Annotated in this window: 15 protein-coding genes; 3 read left to right on the top strand and 12 right to left on the bottom strand. The window is 39.9% G+C overall.

All coding sequences use genetic code 11. The annotated features are described in order from the left end of the window. Nucleotides 1-4: 4 nt before the first annotated feature. Together E2L03_RS14810 and E2L03_RS14805 are read right to left on the bottom strand one after the other, a co-directional pair. On the bottom strand, nt 5-1,444 hold the full coding sequence (locus tag E2L03_RS14810; RefSeq protein ID WP_038479507.1) for a YfcC family protein: 1,440 nt from the start codon (nt 1,442-1,444) through the stop codon (nt 5-7). Between the two features lie 263 nt (nt 1,445-1,707). After that, nucleotides 1,708-3,333, bottom strand: coding sequence for a PucR family transcriptional regulator (locus E2L03_RS14805; RefSeq protein ID WP_095150167.1), 1,626 nt, complete (start codon nt 3,331-3,333; stop codon nt 1,708-1,710). 146 nt (nt 3,334-3,479) lie between these two features. Here E2L03_RS14805 and allC point away from each other — a divergent pair, with 146 nt between their 5' ends. Further along, the gene (allC, locus tag E2L03_RS14800; protein ID WP_134259498.1) at nt 3,480-4,712 is read left to right on the top strand and encodes an allantoate deiminase; all 1,233 of its coding nucleotides are present in this window, start codon (nt 3,480-3,482) and stop codon (nt 4,710-4,712) included. Between the two features lie 12 nt (nt 4,713-4,724). Further along, a complete protein-coding gene (locus E2L03_RS14795; RefSeq protein WP_095150165.1) occupies nt 4,725-5,960 on the top strand; it encodes a (S)-ureidoglycine--glyoxylate transaminase in 1,236 nt (411 codons plus the stop codon). Nucleotides 5,961-6,250: 290 nt separating this feature from the next. Here the strand turns inward: E2L03_RS14795 and E2L03_RS14790 are convergent, their stop codons facing one another. Then, on the bottom strand, nt 6,251-6,649 hold the full coding sequence (locus E2L03_RS14790; RefSeq protein ID WP_124741988.1) for a hypothetical protein: 399 nt from the start codon (nt 6,647-6,649) through the stop codon (nt 6,251-6,253). 122 nt (nt 6,650-6,771) lie between these two features. After that, a complete protein-coding gene (gene putP, locus E2L03_RS14785) occupies nt 6,772-8,268 on the bottom strand; it encodes a sodium/proline symporter PutP (RefSeq protein ID WP_241742216.1) in 1,497 nt (498 codons plus the stop codon). Nucleotides 8,269-8,658: 390 nt separating this feature from the next. Here putP and E2L03_RS14780 point away from each other — a divergent pair, with 390 nt between their 5' ends. Continuing rightward, nucleotides 8,659-9,585 carry an RNPP family C-terminal domain-containing protein gene (locus tag E2L03_RS14780; RefSeq protein ID WP_038479492.1) on the top strand — a complete coding sequence of 309 codons (927 nt, stop codon included), beginning with the start codon at nt 8,659-8,661 and terminating at the stop codon, nt 9,583-9,585. A 27-nt stretch (nt 9,586-9,612) separates the two neighbouring features. Here E2L03_RS14780 and E2L03_RS14775 read toward each other — a convergent pair whose 3' ends face one another. The 8 genes from E2L03_RS14775 to E2L03_RS14740 all read right to left on the bottom strand — a co-directional run bounded on the left by E2L03_RS14775 (nt 9,613) and on the right by E2L03_RS14740 (nt 19,788). Next, nucleotides 9,613-10,935 (bottom strand): hypothetical protein, encoded by a 1,323-nt coding sequence (locus tag E2L03_RS14775; protein WP_038479489.1) that lies wholly within the window; start codon nt 10,933-10,935, stop codon nt 9,613-9,615. A gap of 34 nt (nt 10,936-10,969) precedes the next feature. Then, a complete protein-coding gene (locus E2L03_RS14770; RefSeq protein WP_124741987.1) occupies nt 10,970-12,262 on the bottom strand; it encodes an amidohydrolase in 1,293 nt (430 codons plus the stop codon). Nucleotides 12,263-12,265: 3 nt separating this feature from the next. Then, nucleotides 12,266-13,459: a M20 metallopeptidase family protein gene (locus tag E2L03_RS14765; protein ID WP_134259496.1), complete on the bottom strand. Its 1,194-nt coding sequence runs from the start codon at nt 13,457-13,459 to the stop codon at nt 12,266-12,268. A 23-nt stretch (nt 13,460-13,482) separates the two neighbouring features. Beyond that, nucleotides 13,483-15,021, bottom strand: coding sequence for an AbgT family transporter (locus E2L03_RS14760; protein ID WP_051667500.1), 1,539 nt, complete (start codon nt 15,019-15,021; stop codon nt 13,483-13,485). Nucleotides 15,022-15,254: 233 nt separating this feature from the next. Then, entirely contained in the window at nt 15,255-16,412 is a 1,158-nt protein-coding gene (locus tag E2L03_RS14755) for an ROK family protein (RefSeq protein ID WP_124741985.1), read from the bottom strand. Nucleotides 16,413-16,438: 26 nt separating this feature from the next. Then, nucleotides 16,439-17,965 (bottom strand): beta-N-acetylhexosaminidase, encoded by a 1,527-nt coding sequence (gene nagZ / locus E2L03_RS14750; RefSeq protein WP_134259494.1) that lies wholly within the window; start codon nt 17,963-17,965, stop codon nt 16,439-16,441. Nucleotides 17,966-17,989: 24 nt separating this feature from the next. Continuing rightward, complete coding sequence (locus tag E2L03_RS14745) at nt 17,990-18,904, bottom strand: carbohydrate ABC transporter permease (RefSeq protein WP_241742176.1); 915 nt, start codon at nt 18,902-18,904, stop codon at nt 17,990-17,992. Then, nucleotides 18,904-19,788 (bottom strand): carbohydrate ABC transporter permease, encoded by an 885-nt coding sequence (locus E2L03_RS14740; protein ID WP_038479479.1) that lies wholly within the window; start codon nt 19,786-19,788, stop codon nt 18,904-18,906. Before E2L03_RS14740 ends, E2L03_RS14745 begins: the two co-directional genes overlap by 1 nt. Between the last annotated feature and the right edge of the window lie 6 nt (nt 19,789-19,794).

Below are 19,794 nucleotides of genomic sequence, written 5' to 3'. Positions count from 1 at the left end.
ACACTTAACCAGTCCACCCTGTTAATTGTGCATAAATTAAAAATACAATTCCCACACCCATGAAGATAAAGAATAACGGGCTAAAGAATTTCACCCACTTAGTCCAGCCGATACCAGCAATGACTAAAGCTGCCATAAAGTAACCTGATGTTGGGAACAAAATATGAGCAAAGCCATCACCAAATTGAAACGCTAAAATCGCCGTTTGGCGTGTTACCCCAAGCATATCTGCAAGAGGCGCCATAATAGGCATGGTCACCAGTGCTTGACCACTTCCAGACGGTATGAAGAAATTGATGAATAGTTGAACCGTCATCATACCGATTGCACTTAGCGTACTTGGTAAATGACCAACGAGATTACCTAGACCATATACAATCGTATCCATTATTTGTCCTTCTTCTAGTACAATTGCAACCGATCTAGCAATTCCTATAATGATGGCGCCCATTAACACTTCTCTGAAACCCTCTGTAAAAGCTTCACACACTTTTGTAAGGGATAATCCTGAAATGATTCCTACCAGAATGCCCATAAAAATAAACAAACCAGACATTTCAAGCATAAACCAACCGAGTTGCGTTACACCATATACAAGTATACCAAAGAAAATCGGTAATGTTGAAATCGCAACCAATTGCCGCTTCGTTGCACGTTTGGCAGGTTGCTTTAAGGCATCTTTATATTTGACTCGCTTTATTTCATCTTCCTCATGTGTATAGCTTTTTGATGGATCTTGCTTTATTTTCTTCGCATATCGCATGATATACAAACTTCCGATAAGGACAATAACGACTAACACAACCACTCGCAATCCAAAACCTGAGTAAGTCTCGAGTCCCGAAATTTGTTGGGAGATGCCAACAGTTCCTGGGTTCATCACACCTGCTGTAAACCCTAGCGCTGTTGAAATTAGTGCTATCCCTGCGGCTGTCATTGAATCATAGCCAAGTGAAATAAAAAGCGGAATTAACACGGGAATATAGACAAGAGACAGTTCAGGAGTGCCAATGGTTGTTGCAACGACTGCAAAGAGTGTCAACAATACCGGAATCACTGCAATGCTTTTATGTTGAAATTTTCTGGCTAATCGATCGACACCGATTTCAATAATTTCCGTTCTTCGCAGCACCATAAACATTCCACCGATGATAAAGGTAAAGAAAATAATTTCACTTGCACTAGCCATACCAACAGGAATTGCTAACATAAAATCCATAAATGAAACAGGAGACGCATCTACTGTCGTAAAGGAATTCGGATCAATGGATTCACGTCCATTTGGTCCTGGCACACGTTCAAATGAACCAGCTGGAATAAGATAAGTAAGCAACGCTGCTAACCCGCTAATAATAAACAGTAGCACATAGATATGAGGCATCCGATCTTTTTTCTTCTCTAATGGACTTGGCTTATGTATATTCTGACTTTTTGGTTGTTCCATCAAGTTATCCCCTCACTTTACTCGCTTCAGTTTTATTTCACCATCATACTGACGCACTAAAGAAAGGTCATTGGTTATAGTAGCTAAAAACAAAATATCAAATTAGATACCTTGTACAGTTCACTTCAAAAAATAAAGAAGAGGTTGTAAAAAAATACAGGCTTATTTGTTAGATTTTCTTACAACCTCTTACCATAAACGAAATAGAAACGTCATAGTTCTAGGCACAACGCTTCATACTTTCAGTTCAGCACGCACACGGTTTATGACGTTTCAAGTGTATGCTGAATGCGAAGTGCCAGTCGGAGATGCAACGTTGTATCTGGATCTTTTAAACTTTTCCCTAACAATTCTTCAATCTTCTCAAGTCGATAAATAATGGTGTTTCGATGTACATATAGACGTTTTGCCGTTTCAGAAATTTGACAATGCGTTTCAAGGTAAACAGCCAATGTTTGAATGAGAGCCATCTCTGTCACACCAGGTTCAGTTAATTTCTTTAAATTAAAGTCACAAAATTCAACCAAATCCTCTTGGGGGATCATTCGTAGAAGTTTCTGAAGATCTTTTGCCTGATACCCTTGAACGAATTGGCGATTCCCAGACAATCGACCAGAATGAAGGGCATTTAACGCTTCTTTATGTGCTTCTTGTACGTCCCAAAATTGGCGACATAGATGACTGTAGCCAAATGAAATGGATCGTTTAAAATGAAGAGCGACACGATCTTGAATCATTTCCAACGCAAACTCAATTGACTGCAATGATTCACCTGTTGTATCTCCCTTCTCCCCCTCTAATAAAATAAAGCACATCTCTCCTTTAATGAATAAGTGAGATTGAAATGGAAAAATCGATAATTCTTCTTCAACGAAGTCGAATACTTTCTCGCTCTCAATATGGTTGTCTTTAAAACCTAAATTTAATTCCTCTTGATCCAATCTTCCAGCAACACATTTATATGGACGATCGTTGTAGAGCCCAAATTCTTTTGCACGATTAATAACCTCTTCTTTTGATGCATATTGACCATTTAAATAGTGGAGAAAAAATTCATTTTTTGCTCGTTTCGTATATTGCTTTAATGCGTTTTCCTTCATTAACTCAAATGCAATGACATTCGTCGCTTGTTCCACAAGTAATACCGACTGACTCTCTTCATGTGAGAAAGAGCCTAGAATGACGAGAATTCCTTTTTTTGCTTTATCGGTGTAAACTGGAAATACAGTTACCGTCTTCGGATGATTCATTAACAATGTGAAGCTAGAATATCGGCTCCCCTCTGTAAAAAATGCATAGCCCATACGATGTAAATATTCCATACCGTTTACAACGGGACTGGAAGTGTTCGAAGACGATAATAGTTGACACCGTTCATTCATGAGCAAAACAGGGGAACCAACCAGCTGAGCGACATTTTCTAGTAAATGAGGTAACCCTTTCCCGCTCACAATGTGATTCGAGAACGTTCGATGTGTATCAAGTGCTGTCTTTAGTTCGTTTGTACGTTGATCTAAAATGGCACTTAGCACTTGATTAGCAACAGAACTTAATCCTATTTGTTCTGGTAACGCAATAATGGAGAAATTTGTTTCATTTGCATAATCCAATACAACTGCTGGAATCTTGCCGAGAAAACGTTCTTGTTTTATGCCAAGACCAGCACAACCTTTTTCATTCATCGCTTTTACAAGTTCTAATAACCGTTCAGGTTTTCCTGCATAGTGATAAGCAGTAGTAACAAGCAAATCCCCATGTGTTAAATAATGAATAATATCAGGCGCATCCATCATTTTTACATTGCTTATGATTCGCGTCTTCCCTTGCATCCCTGCTACAATTCGCGCCTGTTTTAATTCTGGTAATTGAACAAACAGATCTATATTCATTTCCACTCTCCATTCTTTAGTTAACATGCACAATGGATTTCAATATAAATAGCAAATATCCCAATGCTTTATAAGTAACTTAACAGTACACTCAATTGTACAACGATTCAATCATTTTTTAATTTAAGCAAAGTGAGGCGACTATCATGGATACAGGGCAACTGACAGTATCGTTAACGACGATGATTGAAGATTTAGCCAAGATCGGTCAAACCGATGACGGTGGCGTCACGCGTTTACTTTACACAGACGAGTGGTTTCAAGCTCAACAAACGATTAAGAATTGGTTTGGAGAAAGAGGACTAACACCTTTTTTTGATGATATTGGTAATGTATATGGGCGTGTAGAAGGAACAAATAAAGAGGAACCTGCTGTCTTAACAGGCTCTCATATTGATACAGTTGTCAACGGCGGAAAGTATGACGGTGCCTATGGCGTTCTTGCTAGCTTAGTTGCTGTTTCTGAGTTAGTAAAAGAGCACGGTCAGCCAAAGCGAACAATCGATGTGATTTCTTTTTGTGAAGAAGAAGGTAGCCGCTTCCCTCTAAACTTTTGGGGTTCTGGTAAATTAACAGGTATTCACGAGGGTAAAGACTATCATAACGTGCAAGATATTCAAGGCAAATCGTTTCTCGATGCCATGCATGGGAAAGGGTTTGGACTTGGTCATTTTCAAGAGCCGTTAAGGCAGGATTTAGCATGTTTTGTTGAACTGCATATTGAGCAAGGAGCTATTTTAGAAGATGCAGGCGAATCCCTCGGCATTGTTAAAAGCATCGTTGGGCAAAGACGCTTTATTTTTACTGTGACTGGTGAAAGCAATCATGCTGGTACTACTCCTATGAATAAGCGGAAAGATGCTATGAATATTGCGAGTCAACTCGTACATAAACTCATCCAAACAGGGCATGAGATAGATGAGCATTTCGTAGCGACGGTTGGTCAAATGACTGTCACTCCTAATACACCGAATGTTATTCCAGGAAAAGTGACTTTTACCCTTGATATTCGGCACCATCGTTCAGCAACGCTGGATGTGTACCATAAGCAATTGAATACGTTCGTAGATGAACTGTCAGGCTCTGATGTCGCTATATCGGTTCAACAATATTCAGACGTCATTCCAGTCGATATGGAAGAGTCCTTACAAGCAATTGCTCACGACTACGCACAGCATCAACAGTTAAGCTATCGCTATATGTATAGCGGCGCTGGTCACGATGCTCAAATACTTGGAGCTAAGGTACCTACTTGCTTGCTGTTTGTACCAAGTGTAAAGGGGATTAGTCACTCCCCTTATGAGTTTACCAACGAAAACGACTTGCACGTTGGTGTAAAAGCATTAAAGCATATCATCTATCAACTTGCTTACAATTAAGGAGAGAACACGATGAGTCAATTAGCGAAGCGAACCATTATGACGCCTGGCCCGGTAGAAGCTGAGCCACGTGTATTAAGAGCCATGAGTGCTCCAATATTAGGTCAATTCGATCCTGCATTTACCGAAATGATGAATGAAACAATGGACATGTTACGGGACTTGTTCCAAACAAAAAATCAATGGGCCTTCCCTATTGATGGTACTTCACGCTCTGGACTTGAGGCGGTTTTAACGAGTTTGATTGAGCCTGGTGATCGTGTATTTGTTCCTATATATGGTCGCTTCGGTCACTTACTTGTTGAAATTTGCGAACGGTTGGATGCATCGGTTCACACAATGGAATGCGAATGGGGCACCGTTTTTGATGAGAATGATGTCATAGAAGAGATTAGAAAAGTAAAACCAAAAATCGTTGCCTGTGTACATGGAGAAACATCTACTGGCTGTGTGATGCCCCTACAAAACATTGGGAAGACGTGTCGCGAAGAAGATTGCTTGTTCGTCGTTGACGCTGTCGCTACTATTGGCGGGGTTGAGTTTAAAGTCGATGACTGGTTTATTGACGCGGCCATTGGTGGAACACAAAAATGCCTATCAGTACCATCGGGTATGGCACCTATCACGTATAACAGTCGTGCCGAAGCGATTATTTCCAAGCGAAAAAAAGTTGAACGTGGCATTGCTACAGATCAAGATCAAACCACACCATTCTCAGGTTCTGTTATTCGAAGTAACTATTTTGACCTTAGTCAACTACAAGATTACTGGAGCCCAAGACGATTAAATCATCACACAGAGGCAACATCGATGATTTATGGGCTGCATGAAGGGCTTCGTATTTTACTCGATGAAGGGTTAGAGAATCGATTTGAACGGCACATTTTCCATGAAAAAGCGCTAATGGCTGGAATAAAAGCGATGGGTCTTGATCTTTTTGTGGAACACGAATATAAATTGCCTGTCGTTACCTGTATAGCCGTTCCAAATGGCGTAGATGCTGACGCTGTTCGTTCATTTATGCTCACTCATTTCGGAGTCGAAATAGCAAGCTCATTTGGTCCATTGCATGGGAAAATCTGGCGTATTGGTTCAATGGGGTATAGCTGTCGAAAAGAAAATGTCCTTTTTGCGCTCTCAGCTCTTGAAGCAGCACTCCTCTATAAAGAAGTACCTGTTCATAGTGGTAAAGCCGTTCAAGCAGCACTTGCTTACTATGAATCAGCCGTAGAAAACGTTCATTCATAAAAAATGAGGCTGGGACATAACGAAAAGTAGTATTTGAAAAGACGAATAGTCTAAAATATGCTGAGTAGCACCGCTACAGGAGAATCCTCCGCTTTCCGGGGACACGGCCTCAGCCTCCTCCGTGGAAAACCGCCACTCCAGAGTCTTCAGACACGTGCTGATCCCCCAGGAGTCTTCGGATTCTCCTCCCGTTCATTTTCATATAAAATAAACGACGAACGTTCCTATTTTCAGGAATGTTCGTCATTTTGGTCTGTCTTCTACTTTTGTCCAAGCCTCATTTTCCCTTTTTAATTTAACTGATCTTCCACTACTTCATTGAAAACTTCCCCTTCACCATCCTCATTAATCGAAATAATCTTTAAACGGCTTTCCTCTTTAACAAGGATTGATTTATAACGAGGCTCTTCTTCATCAGTGAAATAAAGGATGACCCGATTGCCACCACGATCATTTTGCATGTCAACACGAGTAATGGTGTCATCTACTTCTTCTTGAACAATCGCAACTTCTGTCCACTCCTCATTGGATCCTTCAATCGTGTTCGTATGATCCTCCTCATCCAAAGGTTGATTTTCATTTACCATTTCCTCATTTTGATTAACAGGCTCTTCTTCATTCGTTGTGTTACAAGCTGTTAATGCGACTACCGTCACAAGTGTCACGCTCATTGATGTCCAAATCTTCATGCTGATTAATTCCTTTCCTTTTAAGCTCCATCCTATTTTTACCCATTCAAGCTAAAGTCAAACACCCAATCATTTAAACACTATAAAACCCCTCCAATAAGTACCTATTGGAGGGATTATCGTTATTTATTCGCTTTTAATTCTTCTTTAAACTCTTTAAATCCTTGATCGACACGTTGGTCATTTTTCGTAAACTTACTGACAATAACAATCATCAGTGCAGCAATCATAAAGCCTGGTAATAATTCATAGACACGTTCATTCATACCAAGTAGTTGATACAAGTTTGTATTTGCCCAGACAATGACCATAACAGCACCTGAAAGCATACCTGCCAACGCGCCCCATCTTGTCATCCCTTTCCAATATAAACTCAGAAGCATAACAGGACCAAATGCGGCACCAAAGCCTGCCCATGCGTAGCTAACAAGTTCTAAAATTGAACTATCTGGGTTCCAAGAGAGAGCTAACGCAATCAAAGCGACAACGAGAACAGCCCCTCTACCAAGGAAGATTAGTTCCCGGTCTGCTGGTTTTCGTTTTAAAAACGTCTTATACAGATCTTCCGTTAAAGAGCTAGACGTGACAAGTAATTGAGACGAAATGGTACTCATCACTGCCGCTAAGATCGCACTAAAAATAAAGCCAATGATAAATGGATGGAACAGCATTTCACCAAGAACGACAAAAACAGTTTCGTGCTGACTATCGTTATCAGGGTTAAGAAAAATTCCTTCGTTATTTAAATAAGCTCTTCCAACTAAGCCTGTCATCATGGCTCCGACAATGGATAAAATCATCCACACCATCCCAATTCGGCGTGCCGGCTTTGCTTCTCTCGCTGTGCGAAGCGCCATAAAGCGAACGATAATATGAGGCTGACCAAAATAACCAAGTCCCCATGCAAGTGAACCAATGATCGTAACAACTGTGACGCCTCTAAAAATATCTAGTAATTGTGGGTCTATGCTCCGAACTTGATCAAATGTAGTGGTGACACCACCTACCTCAGCTAAGGCAAAAATAGGCACGAGTAATAAAGCAAGCATCATAATACCACCTTGGACAACATCCGTCCAACTAACCGCTAGAAAACCACCAAACAGTGTGTAGAGAATCGTAACTCCAGCCACAATTAATAAGCTTATGTGATAGTCAATACCAAGCAAAGAATCAAATACACGACCACCTGATACCATTCCAGAAGAAACATAAATGGTAAAGAAGAAAATAATAATGAGTCCTGATAAAATTCTTAGCAATTTAGTTGAGTCAATAAAACGATTTTCTAGAAAGGCAGGAATGGTGATAGAGTTATTAGCTGTTTCTGTATAGGTTCGGAGCCGCGGGGCTAAGAAAATCCAGTTTAAGTATGCACCAATAATAAGACCTAACGCTAACCAACCTGCACCTAAACCTGTTAAGTACATTGAACCAGGTAATGCTAGCATCAACCAACCACTCATATCAGATGCCCCTGCACTTAGAGCAGCAACACCAGGAGAGAGCCCTCTCCCGCCTAATGTATAATCTGAGTGACTAGCTGTTTTTTTGTACCCATACCATCCTATTAAAATCATAATCAGTAAATAAATAATAATAGCCGCAATTATTTGCATTGAAATGTGAATCAACATCCTTTCTGAAAAAAAGAAACCACCTTATTCGCAAAAGGTTCGCTCTAACAAGATTACTTTTTGCTGCGCGTCAGCTGTCCATTGGTCTGTTAACTGTTCCCTAGAAGCACTGCATTATCATAGCATCCCTCCAACATAGAAATCGAACAGTTTGAACGCACATTATCTAGAATTAGAATGAACCTCTCTTACATACAACACCTCAGCTCTATAATTCTATTAAAAGCTTCAAATTCCTTCTTTATTCGCTCTTATACGCCTTTAAATGTTGAGATTGCTGTCTAAAAAACGACTTTTTTATCAAAACGTTAATATTCTCTTCGTTCAATATTATGTTATAATTATTAGTAAATTCTTTATAAGGAGAATCTGATGCAAAAACAAACACTTGTATTAGGTGAAAGATTGAGAACCATTCGAAAAATGAGAGGCTATACGCAAAGTGAATTAGCGAAAGGAATTTGTACACAAGGTGTAATTAGCAATATTGAGGGGAAAAACGGGAAAGAGAACCCCTCATCAAGCATCCTTTTTCAATTAAGCGAGCGCTTAGGTGTAACAATGAGTTATTTATATGGACAAGAAGAAAGTGCTTCTTTTGTAACGTCTAAGGATATTCGCCAGTCAGAAGTTAGCAAAATTATTAAAAATCTAAAAGCAAGGCGCGATTATGCTGCACTCAACTATATTATAGAAAACGAAAAGAACAAGTCCTCCCAATTATCAAATGCTGAAAAGCAATATTTATTATGGCATGAAGCTGTTTGTAGCTATTATGAAAGAAAAAGTGTTGATGAAGCGATTAGCCTATTTACACGCGCTCTTGATTTACAAACGACAAAGAAAAAAGCAGATTTAGTCCAGCGTGTAGAGATTGAATTAAGCTTAGGCAGTATTTATTACGAAGAAAATCATTATAGTGAAAGCGAATACATGTTACTCGCATGCTTAGAAAACATACAAGAATTAGAAACAGATTCTTCCGTCTATGAAGTCATGACAAAAATTCACTTTAACTTATCAAATATTTACAACCGAAAAGAAGAATATGAGAAAGCATTGCGTCATGCTGAAGCCGCATTAAATCTATCAGTGTCGAGCAATACTCTTACCTTATTAGGTGATGCCCTCTATCAAATCGGCTACACCAACTCCTTAATAGGAAATACTCAGTTAGGTATTGATTATATTGAAAAATCACTTGTTATTGTTACCTTGCAGGATAATCAAAAGCTCGTATCCATTATTGAAAATACGTTAGCAAAATTGAAGCCCCATACATCGATAACATTAGATTAACTACGTAACATGAATAAGCCACCCTGTTTACTTTTGAACATGGGTGGCTTGATTAAAAACAGATTCTTTTTTAAATTGATAAACTCTTCTAGGTCTTCCTCGTCTTCCAGATTGCTCCTCCCCTGCCTGCTCAATGACGTCACCTTTTTCCAATGCGTGTAGAATGCGTCTGGCATTTCGCTCCGTACTATTCAGCCAAGACGCCACATCCTGTGACGAAAAATACGTATAGGTTTGTTGAGAGACTTTTGCATAGAGACGAGAAATAGTTGCAGGGCTAACGGCGATGTTTGAGACATCTTGACCGAGTTGAACTTGCTGATAATGAAGAGTTTCTTCATTTCGTTTCGCCTCTGATACATGCTTTTCTTCATCAACTAACACAATCATCTCATCTTCTGCTTGCTTACTGTAATCAATCGCAACTTGCACGTGCTTAGATGCAGCAAGAGCAGTTCGACCATAGCCGACACCCAAATAAACCGTGAGTTTGGCCGCCTGTTTAATATCCTCAATGATTTCATATGGCCACCCTTGGTTTTCAATCTCACCACGGGTTGTAAATATTTCAAAATAGCCATTTCCAAGCTCTAAGAAGGACCCTTGTAAAGACTCTGCATAGTCTAGCAGTCTTTTTCTGACGAGTAGTTCCTGATGCTTTAATTTATACGAATAAGCAATTTCCTTCTGCTCTGTTTGGGAAAATGAAACAAGGACACCTACAACTGCAATTTGAGCTTTTTTTACATGTAAAAAATTTACCCGTTCTTGAATTCTGCCTAAAATATTTCGTGTCACTGGTTCGGCAGGCTTAATCCGATAACACGGAATTCCTACCTGCTTTAGTGCACGATAGACCCCTCTTAAACACGTTAAAGCGAGGGTGGCTTTTCCAGTGATAAAGGCTTCTTTATGAAAGGCAATCAATTTGTCCTCTTCTACATAATCAGGATAATCAAATAGCGTAATCGACAAATGAGATAAGGAAAACTCTTCTATTAACCAGTTTGTATATTCAGGTGAGACAGTGTCTAAGCTGACATGAGTATGATTTTGTTCTGTGTGGTAAAAAGCTTTCAAAAATGTCCCTAATAGGCTCGATCCCTCGTGGGGAACGAACCATGCGTTTTCTTTCATAATCAATCCTTTTTGTAAACATAAGGAAAAAGGAGCTTGTCCAGAAAATAACCATTGATCAATTGTGACAGTGGTCTGGTTTAAGCAAGTCGGGGCTTCTTCGAGCTCTTTATAAATAATTGGGACAGCAGTAAAATTTGGGTATTCTTTAATAATCCGTTGCATTTGTTGTACAGAATCTTTTGGCCCAACTAAACCAATCTGCGTTGTCATACCATTCCTTCTTTCACATTAAGGCTTATCCAACCTATTCAACGACTAGATGAGCAAGCGCACTAACCGCAACGAGTAAGGCATCCTCGTCAAAATCAAATTGCTTATGATGGTGCCCTGCAGCAAGAGGTGTTCCAAAAATCATATAGCATGCAGATCCACCTTGTTCCTGAACATGACGCATCATATACGTTACATCCTCTGAACCATTTAAAGGCATCCGATCTTTTACTTCGTTAATAAACTGACTGGATTGAGTCACATTCGGAATTTTATCAAGAAAATACTTATCTGTTTCCGCTGCAAGCCCTTCTCCAACAATAGCATACTCTAGCGCTACATCGTACATATAAGCCGCACCTTCTAAACGACGAATGGCTTCCTCTTTCATATACGCATTTTCAATAGAAGACTTCCCTCTCGTTTCAAGCTGTAAGAACGCTTCACCTGGAACGATATTTCTTCCACTGCCTGCATCAAAGCGTCCTACATTTAAACGAGTTTCTCCTTCACCATGCGGCGCAATACCATGCAAGTTTAGAACGGCTGCTGCTGCTGCGAGCATTGCATTTTTCCCTTTATGAGGTTCCATTCCGGCGTGAGCCGTTTTTCCAGTAAATCGAGCGTCAATTTTTGTTGTTGCTAATATATTGGTTGCACCAGAGACCAGCGTCCCAACAGGCTGAGAACGTATACCAAGATGTCCACTTAGGAAAAAATCTACACCATTTAGCCAACCGTTTTCAACAACCGCTTTCGCGCCTCTGCTACCTTCTTCAGCTGGTTGAAAAATAAGGGTATACGTTCCTGATAAACGCTCTTTCAACGTTGATAGAAACGTTGCTATTCCTAGACCAATCGCTGCATGCCCGTCATGGCCGCACGCGTGCATCATACCATCGTTACGGGAGCGAAAGCCGTTATTGGCAGGGATATGTGCATGTGATACCTCTTCTTCAATTGGTAGCGCATCAATATCAAATCGCATGGCTGTATGAGGACCATCTTTTTCCGTTTCGAGTACAGCAACGACACCTGTAAAACCGTTTTTCATTGTTTCAAGAAAAGCCGTTGGTACTCCATTTTTTAACGCTCGATCTTCATGTTGTGCCAATTCTTTTTCACTCGGAACTCCAAAGCGTGCTTCCTCGTTCATTACTGCTCGACCAGTATGAAGCGTAAAGCCAAGCCCTTCCAACTTTCGGAAAATATAATAAGTGGTTTCGTACTCACAGAAACCGACTTCGGCGATCTTATGCATCTCTTGGCGCCATGTTTTAATGTCTAATTCGTTTTGTTTTACCCATTGATCAATCTCGTTTCTCATCTGCTAGCTCTCCTCTCCTTTGAGTTGCTCTAAAGCCGTAACTGCCGTTGTAGCCATTAAATTAACACCATATACAAGTGCTTCTTCATCGATGTCAAAAGACGCATCGTGAAGCGGACTTTGAACAGGTCTTTCCTTAATGGCGGTCCCTAACCAGAAATACGCACCTGGGTATGTTTGTAAAAAACGGCCAAAATCTTCACCTGCAAGGCTCGGATCTACATCTGGTGCTGCTGCCTCGCCGAATAACTGTCTTGCTTGTTCTCTAACGTGATTAGCCCATTTACTTGTATTAATAGTTGAGACATACCCTTTCTGATAGGTTACTGACGCTTTAGCACCGAGACCTGCTGCGACCTGTTCAACAAGGCTCACTAATCGTTTTTCAACCTGTTCACGCACGGACAATGACAGCGTTCGAACGGTTCCTTCTAACACCACTTCTCTTGCAATCACATTGTACCGATCTCCACCAGTCATTTTGCCGATTGTAATAACAGCGGCATCAAGGGGATTTACGTTCCGGCTTACGATCGTTTGTAAGCTCGACATCAATTGATTGGCTACAACAATAGCATCAACGGTTTGATGTGGCATACTGGCGTGTCCAGCTTTACCATTAATGAGAATTGTAAATCGATCAGAGTTACCCATCATTGCTCCATCTCGTACACCAATCTGGCCAACAGGTAAATCTGGCCAAACATGCTGGCCGAAGATAGCATCTGGCTTCCACTGTAGAAACGCTGGATCTTCCATCATTGCTTGCGCACCACCAATAGGAGCATCTTCCTCTGCCGGTTGAAACAATAATAAAACGGTTCCTTCTATTTCGCTTTTATTCTCTTGCAGAGTGATTCCCGTTCCTAATAACATTGCTGTATGAGCATCATGACCACATGCGTGCATGACTCGCTCTTTCGTTGATCGATAGGGAACGTCGTTTGTTTCACGAATTGGAAGGGCATCCATATCTGCGCGAAGAGCAACCGTCTTGCCTGGTTTCTCTCCTTTAATAATACCAATAACCCCATAACTTGCTTTCATGGATTCATAGGCAATTCCTGCATCGTCCAAGACACGGCAAACAAATGCCCGTGTCTCTTTCTCTTCATGACTTAATTCAGGATATTGGTGAAGGTGACGTCGCCACTCAATAACTTGCTCTTGAATAGCTGTCGCTGATTTGTAGAACATCTCTTCTCTCCTCTTTTCATGCACTATCCTTTATAGTCTGTTACACCAGGTCCAATTGGCAACCCAAACCATGTCCAAACGAGGAACAGCACGATCCAAAGCCCCAAAATAACAAGCGTATATGGAAGCATGATCGAAAATAATGTCCCAAAGCCTGAACGTGAATCATACTTTTTCATAAACGCAAGAACCATTGGTACATAAGGATTCATTGGCGTAATAACACTCGTTGATGAATCACCAATCCGGTAGGCTAACTGAACAAGCGCAGGATGGTAGTCTAATAGCATAAACATCGGTATGAAAACAGGAGCCATGAGCGCCCATTGAGCCGACCCACTAAAAATAAATAAATTCAATAATGTTGTTAAAAAGATAAAAGCAACGAGTACGCCTATACCGGTCATATTGATGCTTTCTAAAAATTCCGCACCACTTACAGCAATCCAGACGCCAATATTGCTCCAATCAAAATAAGCAATAAATTGAGCTGCTGCAAAAATTAAGACAATATAACCTGCCATACTTTTAATCGCCTCTGCCATCATTTCTGGCACATCACGAGTGGACTTAATCACACCAGCAGCCACCCCATAAGCAATCGACACGGTTAAAAATAAGAACAAAATAATAGGAACAATGTTGCTAATAAATGGCGAAGGAACAATGCTTCCTCCCTCACCTCGGAGAATACCACTTTCTGGAACAATTAAGAATGAGACCAACGCTAAATACACAAATCCGGTAAAAACAGCGATAAGCAATGCTTTCGTTTCTTTTGGACCTACTTTTTCTAGTTCTTGATCAACGTATTCTTTCGCTCCGAATGCAGGATTGAATTTTCCAAGCCTTGGTTCGATGACTCTTTCTGTAATAACTGTACAGATGATTATAAGCATAATGGATGAAATAAACATAAAGAAGTAGTTATCAGTCATATGAACGACCATATTAGGATCCATGGTTTGAACGACTTCTGTGGAAATACCAGATAAAAGGACATCCGTCCCTGCAGGAAGGAAGTTTGCCGTAAAGCCTGCACCTACTCCAGCAAAACCTGCAGCCATACCCGCTAAAGGGTGTCGACCGATCGCATAAAAGATCATCGCACCAAGGGGTGGAACAAGTACATATGCCGCATCTGAGGCGATGTTTCCTATAATCCCAGTTGTCACAACAGCAACTGTTACCAACTTTGCTGGTGCCTTTAAAATGGTGCTTTTAATAAACGTTTCGACTAGTCCGACTTGTTGCGCAAGACCGATTCCAAGCATCATTGTCAGCACGAGCCCTAGTGGCGTAAAGCCAATAAAGTTTGAAATCATCGAATCTAGTATGTACATAAATCCATCTGCTGACACAAGACTATTAACCGTCGTTTCCTCACCTGTTCCAGGATGAATAAACGAAACACCTAGACTTGCAATGAACCACGAAAAAAGAATTACAGCTACCGCTAAGTATAAGAATAACATAAACGGATGTGGTAGCTTATTTCCGACTCGCTCTACTGTATCAAGCAATCTTGAGCCAATCGTTTTGTTCTGTCTTAAATCATTCATTTTTTACACCACCATTTTCGGACATGTCTTTTTATATTCCTTAAATCTTAAAATTGAATATAGCACTTTTTGTCGAATATGTCTTTAAAAAAATCAGAAAATCTTCCATAGAATATAAAAAAGTCTGATTAATGAAGGAAAAAATAGAGCATGTCGCTGTTCTTACTTGTAGTACTTAAACAACCTAAACTAAAAAGACGCCTCCTCTGTAGAAGCGCCTACTAAAACTCTCTCTATGAAAATTGCATTTCTTTAAAAATATGATGCAACGCAAGTCTTGCAGCCCCAAGGGATGGGCCTTTTTCTCTCCAATACGATTTCTCTAACTGGATTGGCACATTTGTTGTTTTCTCCAGCTCATTTAAGACTTTCAGCATATATTGAAAAAATTGGTCTTGCTTTGCAACCCAACCATTCACTAGTACCTTTTCTGGCTGAAGCAACAAAGCATAGTTGCAGAGCAACGTAACAATGTCATGGGCCATTCGCTTTGCTTCACTGTGAAAGGGTTCCTCCATGTCTACAAAAGCTCGATGAAAAAAGTGATCGATGACAGCATCATTTTCTAGGATATGAGCAAACTCCTTAGAATGACGGTCTCGGATACCTTTTGATAGATTGTGAATGGAATACATATTAAGAGGGTGAAAAATCGATTCTTCTCCTGAACAATCACTTGCCAAAATAGAGTTACCCGTTTCTCCAGTATTATAAATTTCATTTCGCAAGATAATACCGGTGCCGACACCTTGACTAAGTAAGGTATACACTAAACTATGACACCCAACTGCTTGCCCGCTATATTGTTCTGCAAATGCAGCTGCATTAACATCATTGACAAGATGAACCGGGACTTTAAAGGCATTCGTCACAAGATCAAATAATGGGTAATTTCTCACATTCAAATTATAGGAAAAGACAATTTTTTTACGCTCTTCATCAAGTATTCCAGGCAATGATAAGCCTATCCCTTTTATGTGATCCCGTTCAATTTGATGTTTTGTAATAAATGCTTCCAATAAATGAGGTAAATCCGATAGCCCCTCACCTGACAATTCGTTCATTCGCTCCGTCGTCAACAATTCACCACGTAAATTTAGCAATGTTAATTCAGTTGCGAAACTAAGATCTACCCCTATGACAACACCACCGTACGCGTTAATTTCCAGTAAAGTTGCCTTTCTTCCTACCCCTTCTCCAACAGAACCTGTTTCAACTAAGGTTCCGTCAAGTAAGCTCTCTTCTATTAATGAAGAAACCGTTGTAGGGCTTAAGCCTGTTTTTTGAACAAGGTCTGTTCTGGAAATTGGCGCAAGATGATTAATCAGATTTAATAGTTTTGATTTATTAAACTGTTTTAACAATTTTTGATTCCCTTGCCTCGCTTGCATCTAACTCCACTCCATTCCTTACCGTTCTAACTGTATCTAAGCGAAAAAGCCTCCATACTAGATTCCCCTGTTGAACAAATGAGCATAACTGTTTGTTCATTAGGAATGACATCTAGATCATACGGATCACGCAATACAAGTACGATACAGTCTTTATGGTGTAACCGATGCAAGAGCGTTTGCTGTTCATGAAATAAATGAGCATTAACGGTGCCTATGATGACAACATCTTTCGCATCGACTTTCTTTACGATTTGATCAATCTCTTGATTCGTTGGTCTTAATGATAGCGAAAAGGTTTCTACTTGTAAATCAACGAGTTTATTTTCTAATGTCACTCGTTTCCCTTCGGTTGAATCTGCAGGTGTTAGTGCTTCAAGATTAGGTAAAATTAGAGCATAAGAGAGATCTTTTTTTAAAGGAAGCAGCTTTTTTGGATCACGATCAAGATGAAGACTTTCTTTTGAAAGCTCAATGGCTTTTTCTTTCCACAGATGTTCTGGAATTGGCACTGCCTTCTTGCGGTACGTTTGAATAGCCTTCTTTAATGAAGTTAATCGTGCAAGAGACTCATCTATTCGTTCCTCTTGAATTCTACCTGTTTCTACCGCTTCTACTAGCCCATTAAACACTTCTTGCTGGAACGATGGAGAGTGACAAATTAAGAGCTGGTCTACCCCAGCTTCAATTGCAAGTACGCCAATATCTTTTGCAGGAAAATGATCTTTAATTGCACTCATCTCCATGTCGTCTGTACAAATAACCCCTTTAAAACCAAGCTTATTACGAAGAATGTCTGTCATCCAATAATGGGACATTGTTGCTGGCAAGCCGTTGGACTGAAGAATTTGATCATAAATAACATGGCTAACCATAACGGCATCGACACCTGCTTTAATGGCTCGTTCAAATGGCGGGATTAACTTATTGAACAGATCTTCCTCACTTAAACTACAGACAACAGAACCTAGATGAGAATCTGCCTCTGTCTCTCCATGACCTGGAAAATGTTTAGCTGTTGCCGCTACCCCAGCTTCATGTATTCCTTGTATGTACTTAGCTCCATATTCACTAACAAGCTCCGTATCCTCACCGTAGCTTCGAACACCGATAACAGAATTCTTACGATTCGTATTCACATCTAAAATAGGCGCCCAATCAATGGCAATGCCACATGCATTCATCATGCTACCTAATAACTTGCCATTTTTATATGCAAGTTCAGGATTATGTTTTAACCCTAGAGCACGATTTCCTGGTACTGAGGGGTAGAATCGATCAAGGGTAGACAGGGTTCCCCCTTCTTCATCAAGCGCCATTAGAAATGGATGTTCGTACCCTTTCTGTTTGTAAAAATGCTGCACATCACGAAAGAGTGCTAGTAACTGCTCTTTATGCTCAATATTATAGGGGTAAATACTCATACCCCCAAACGGCAATTCATCAAAACGCTGATGGAACGTTTGATCAATGGTATTACTTGGAGCACCCATTGAGAACAACATACCTACCTTTTCACGTATCGTTAAACGTTTCACTACTCTCGTCTCCATATCTACTCCCTCTTTTCAAGCATTTTAGGTTTTAATAGCGCCTGACACAAGGCCAGATATAATTTGCTTTTGGAAAAACACAAAAATAATAAACACTGGTAATAAGGATACGACCGAAGCCGCCATTAAATGCCCCCAATTCGTATTGTTTAAGAAACTAAATTCTGCTAGACCAAGGGGAATGGTCCTCATTTCTGGTGACGTTGTTAAAATAAGTGGTGAGAGGAAATCATTCCATGAATTCAAAAATGTCATAATAACTAATACAGCAACAATCGGTTTCGCTAACGGAAAAATAATTTGCCAAACGATTCGAAATTCAGAAGCCCCATCTACTTTTGCCGCGTAAATTAATTCATCAGGTAATCCTGAAATGTATTGGCGCATTAAGAAAATCCCAAACGGCGTCACAAGAGTTGGTACAATAAGGGCTTTATACGTATCAATCCAGCCAATATTTTGCATTAATTGAAAAACGGGAATCATGGTTACCTGAAACGGAATCATAAAGCTTGTAAGAACCAAAATGAAGATCATGTTTTTTCCTGGAAACGTCATTTTTGCAAATGTATAACCTACCATTGTACAAAAAAACACATTTCCGATTACGATTGAAGAAGAAACAAATAAACTATTCCCTAGGTATCGTGCAAAATTTCCGTTTGCAAGAACAGTGGCATAATTATCAAATGAAGGGTTTCTTGGCAGAATATCTGCAAGTGTTCTTAAAACAACGCCATCTGTTTTAATAGAAATACTGACCATATACAAAAACGGAATTAGCATAACACTTAACGGAATGAACAAAAGAAAGAATAGTAATAGTTCCCTTGGTTTGTAATCAAATGCCTTTCTTTTACGCTTCTTACTTGGCGGAATAGGTGCGTCCTGTTCCTTCATAAGCAGCGGTGCTTTCGGCTGGTGAGATGGCTGATTCATTAATCTCCAACCCCCTTATTAATACCCATTATTTTTAGCATTAAAAGTGAAATTCCCATAATAATAACGAACAGCACATAGGCAGTGGCTGACGCTGGACCAAATTGGAATTGTTTAAACGCTTCTTCATATAAATAGAATACAATTGTAGTCGTCGCATTTAATGGCCCTCCACTTGTCAACGTATATACTTCTGGAAATACTTGAAACGTGTTGATCGTATTAATGACAATAACGACAATCGCAATTTGACGAATGTGCGGAAGGGTCACATGCCAGAACTGTTTCCACCTTGAAGCCCCATCAACTGTTGCAGCTTCGTATAAATCTTTCGGTATGGACTGTAATCCCGCTAAGAAGATTAACATGTAAAAACCGCAAGACATCCATACGGACAAGCCCATTAATGATGCGAGGGCCGTTCTTGTATCCATTAACCAATTCATCGTTGGTAACTGAAAGAGGTTTAATACCATATTGAGAAAACCAGACGGGGAATACATAAAATTAAACATCATTGAGACAACGATAATAGACGTAACCGTCGGTAAAAAAAAGCCTACTCGGAAAAAGTTTTTAAATGGAATTCGTTGATTGACAGCAAGCGCTAATACGAGTGCAATGGAGACGGTAAATGGGATCGTTCCTACAACATAAATGAACGTATTCAAGAGCGCTCTTCCAAAAACTGGGTCTTGTAGTAAATTACGATAGTTTTCTAACCCAACAAAGTCCATCTCGCCTCGCAAAATTTTTACATCATGAAAACTATAAATAAAGGATTGTATTAATGGATAGACACTAAATACAGCAAATAATAAGAACCAAGGCAACAAAAAGACATATGCCATCTTGTTACGCTTCATTTCTGTCCAAGTTTGCATCGCTAC

Origin of the sequence: Shouchella oshimensis (assembly GCF_004375095.1) — a bacterium.
GTDB lineage: Bacteria > Bacillota > Bacilli > Bacillales > Bacillaceae_D > Shouchella > Shouchella oshimensis.
Note: the sequence above shows the minus strand (reverse complement) of the source record. Positions and strands in the feature narration are given on the sequence as shown.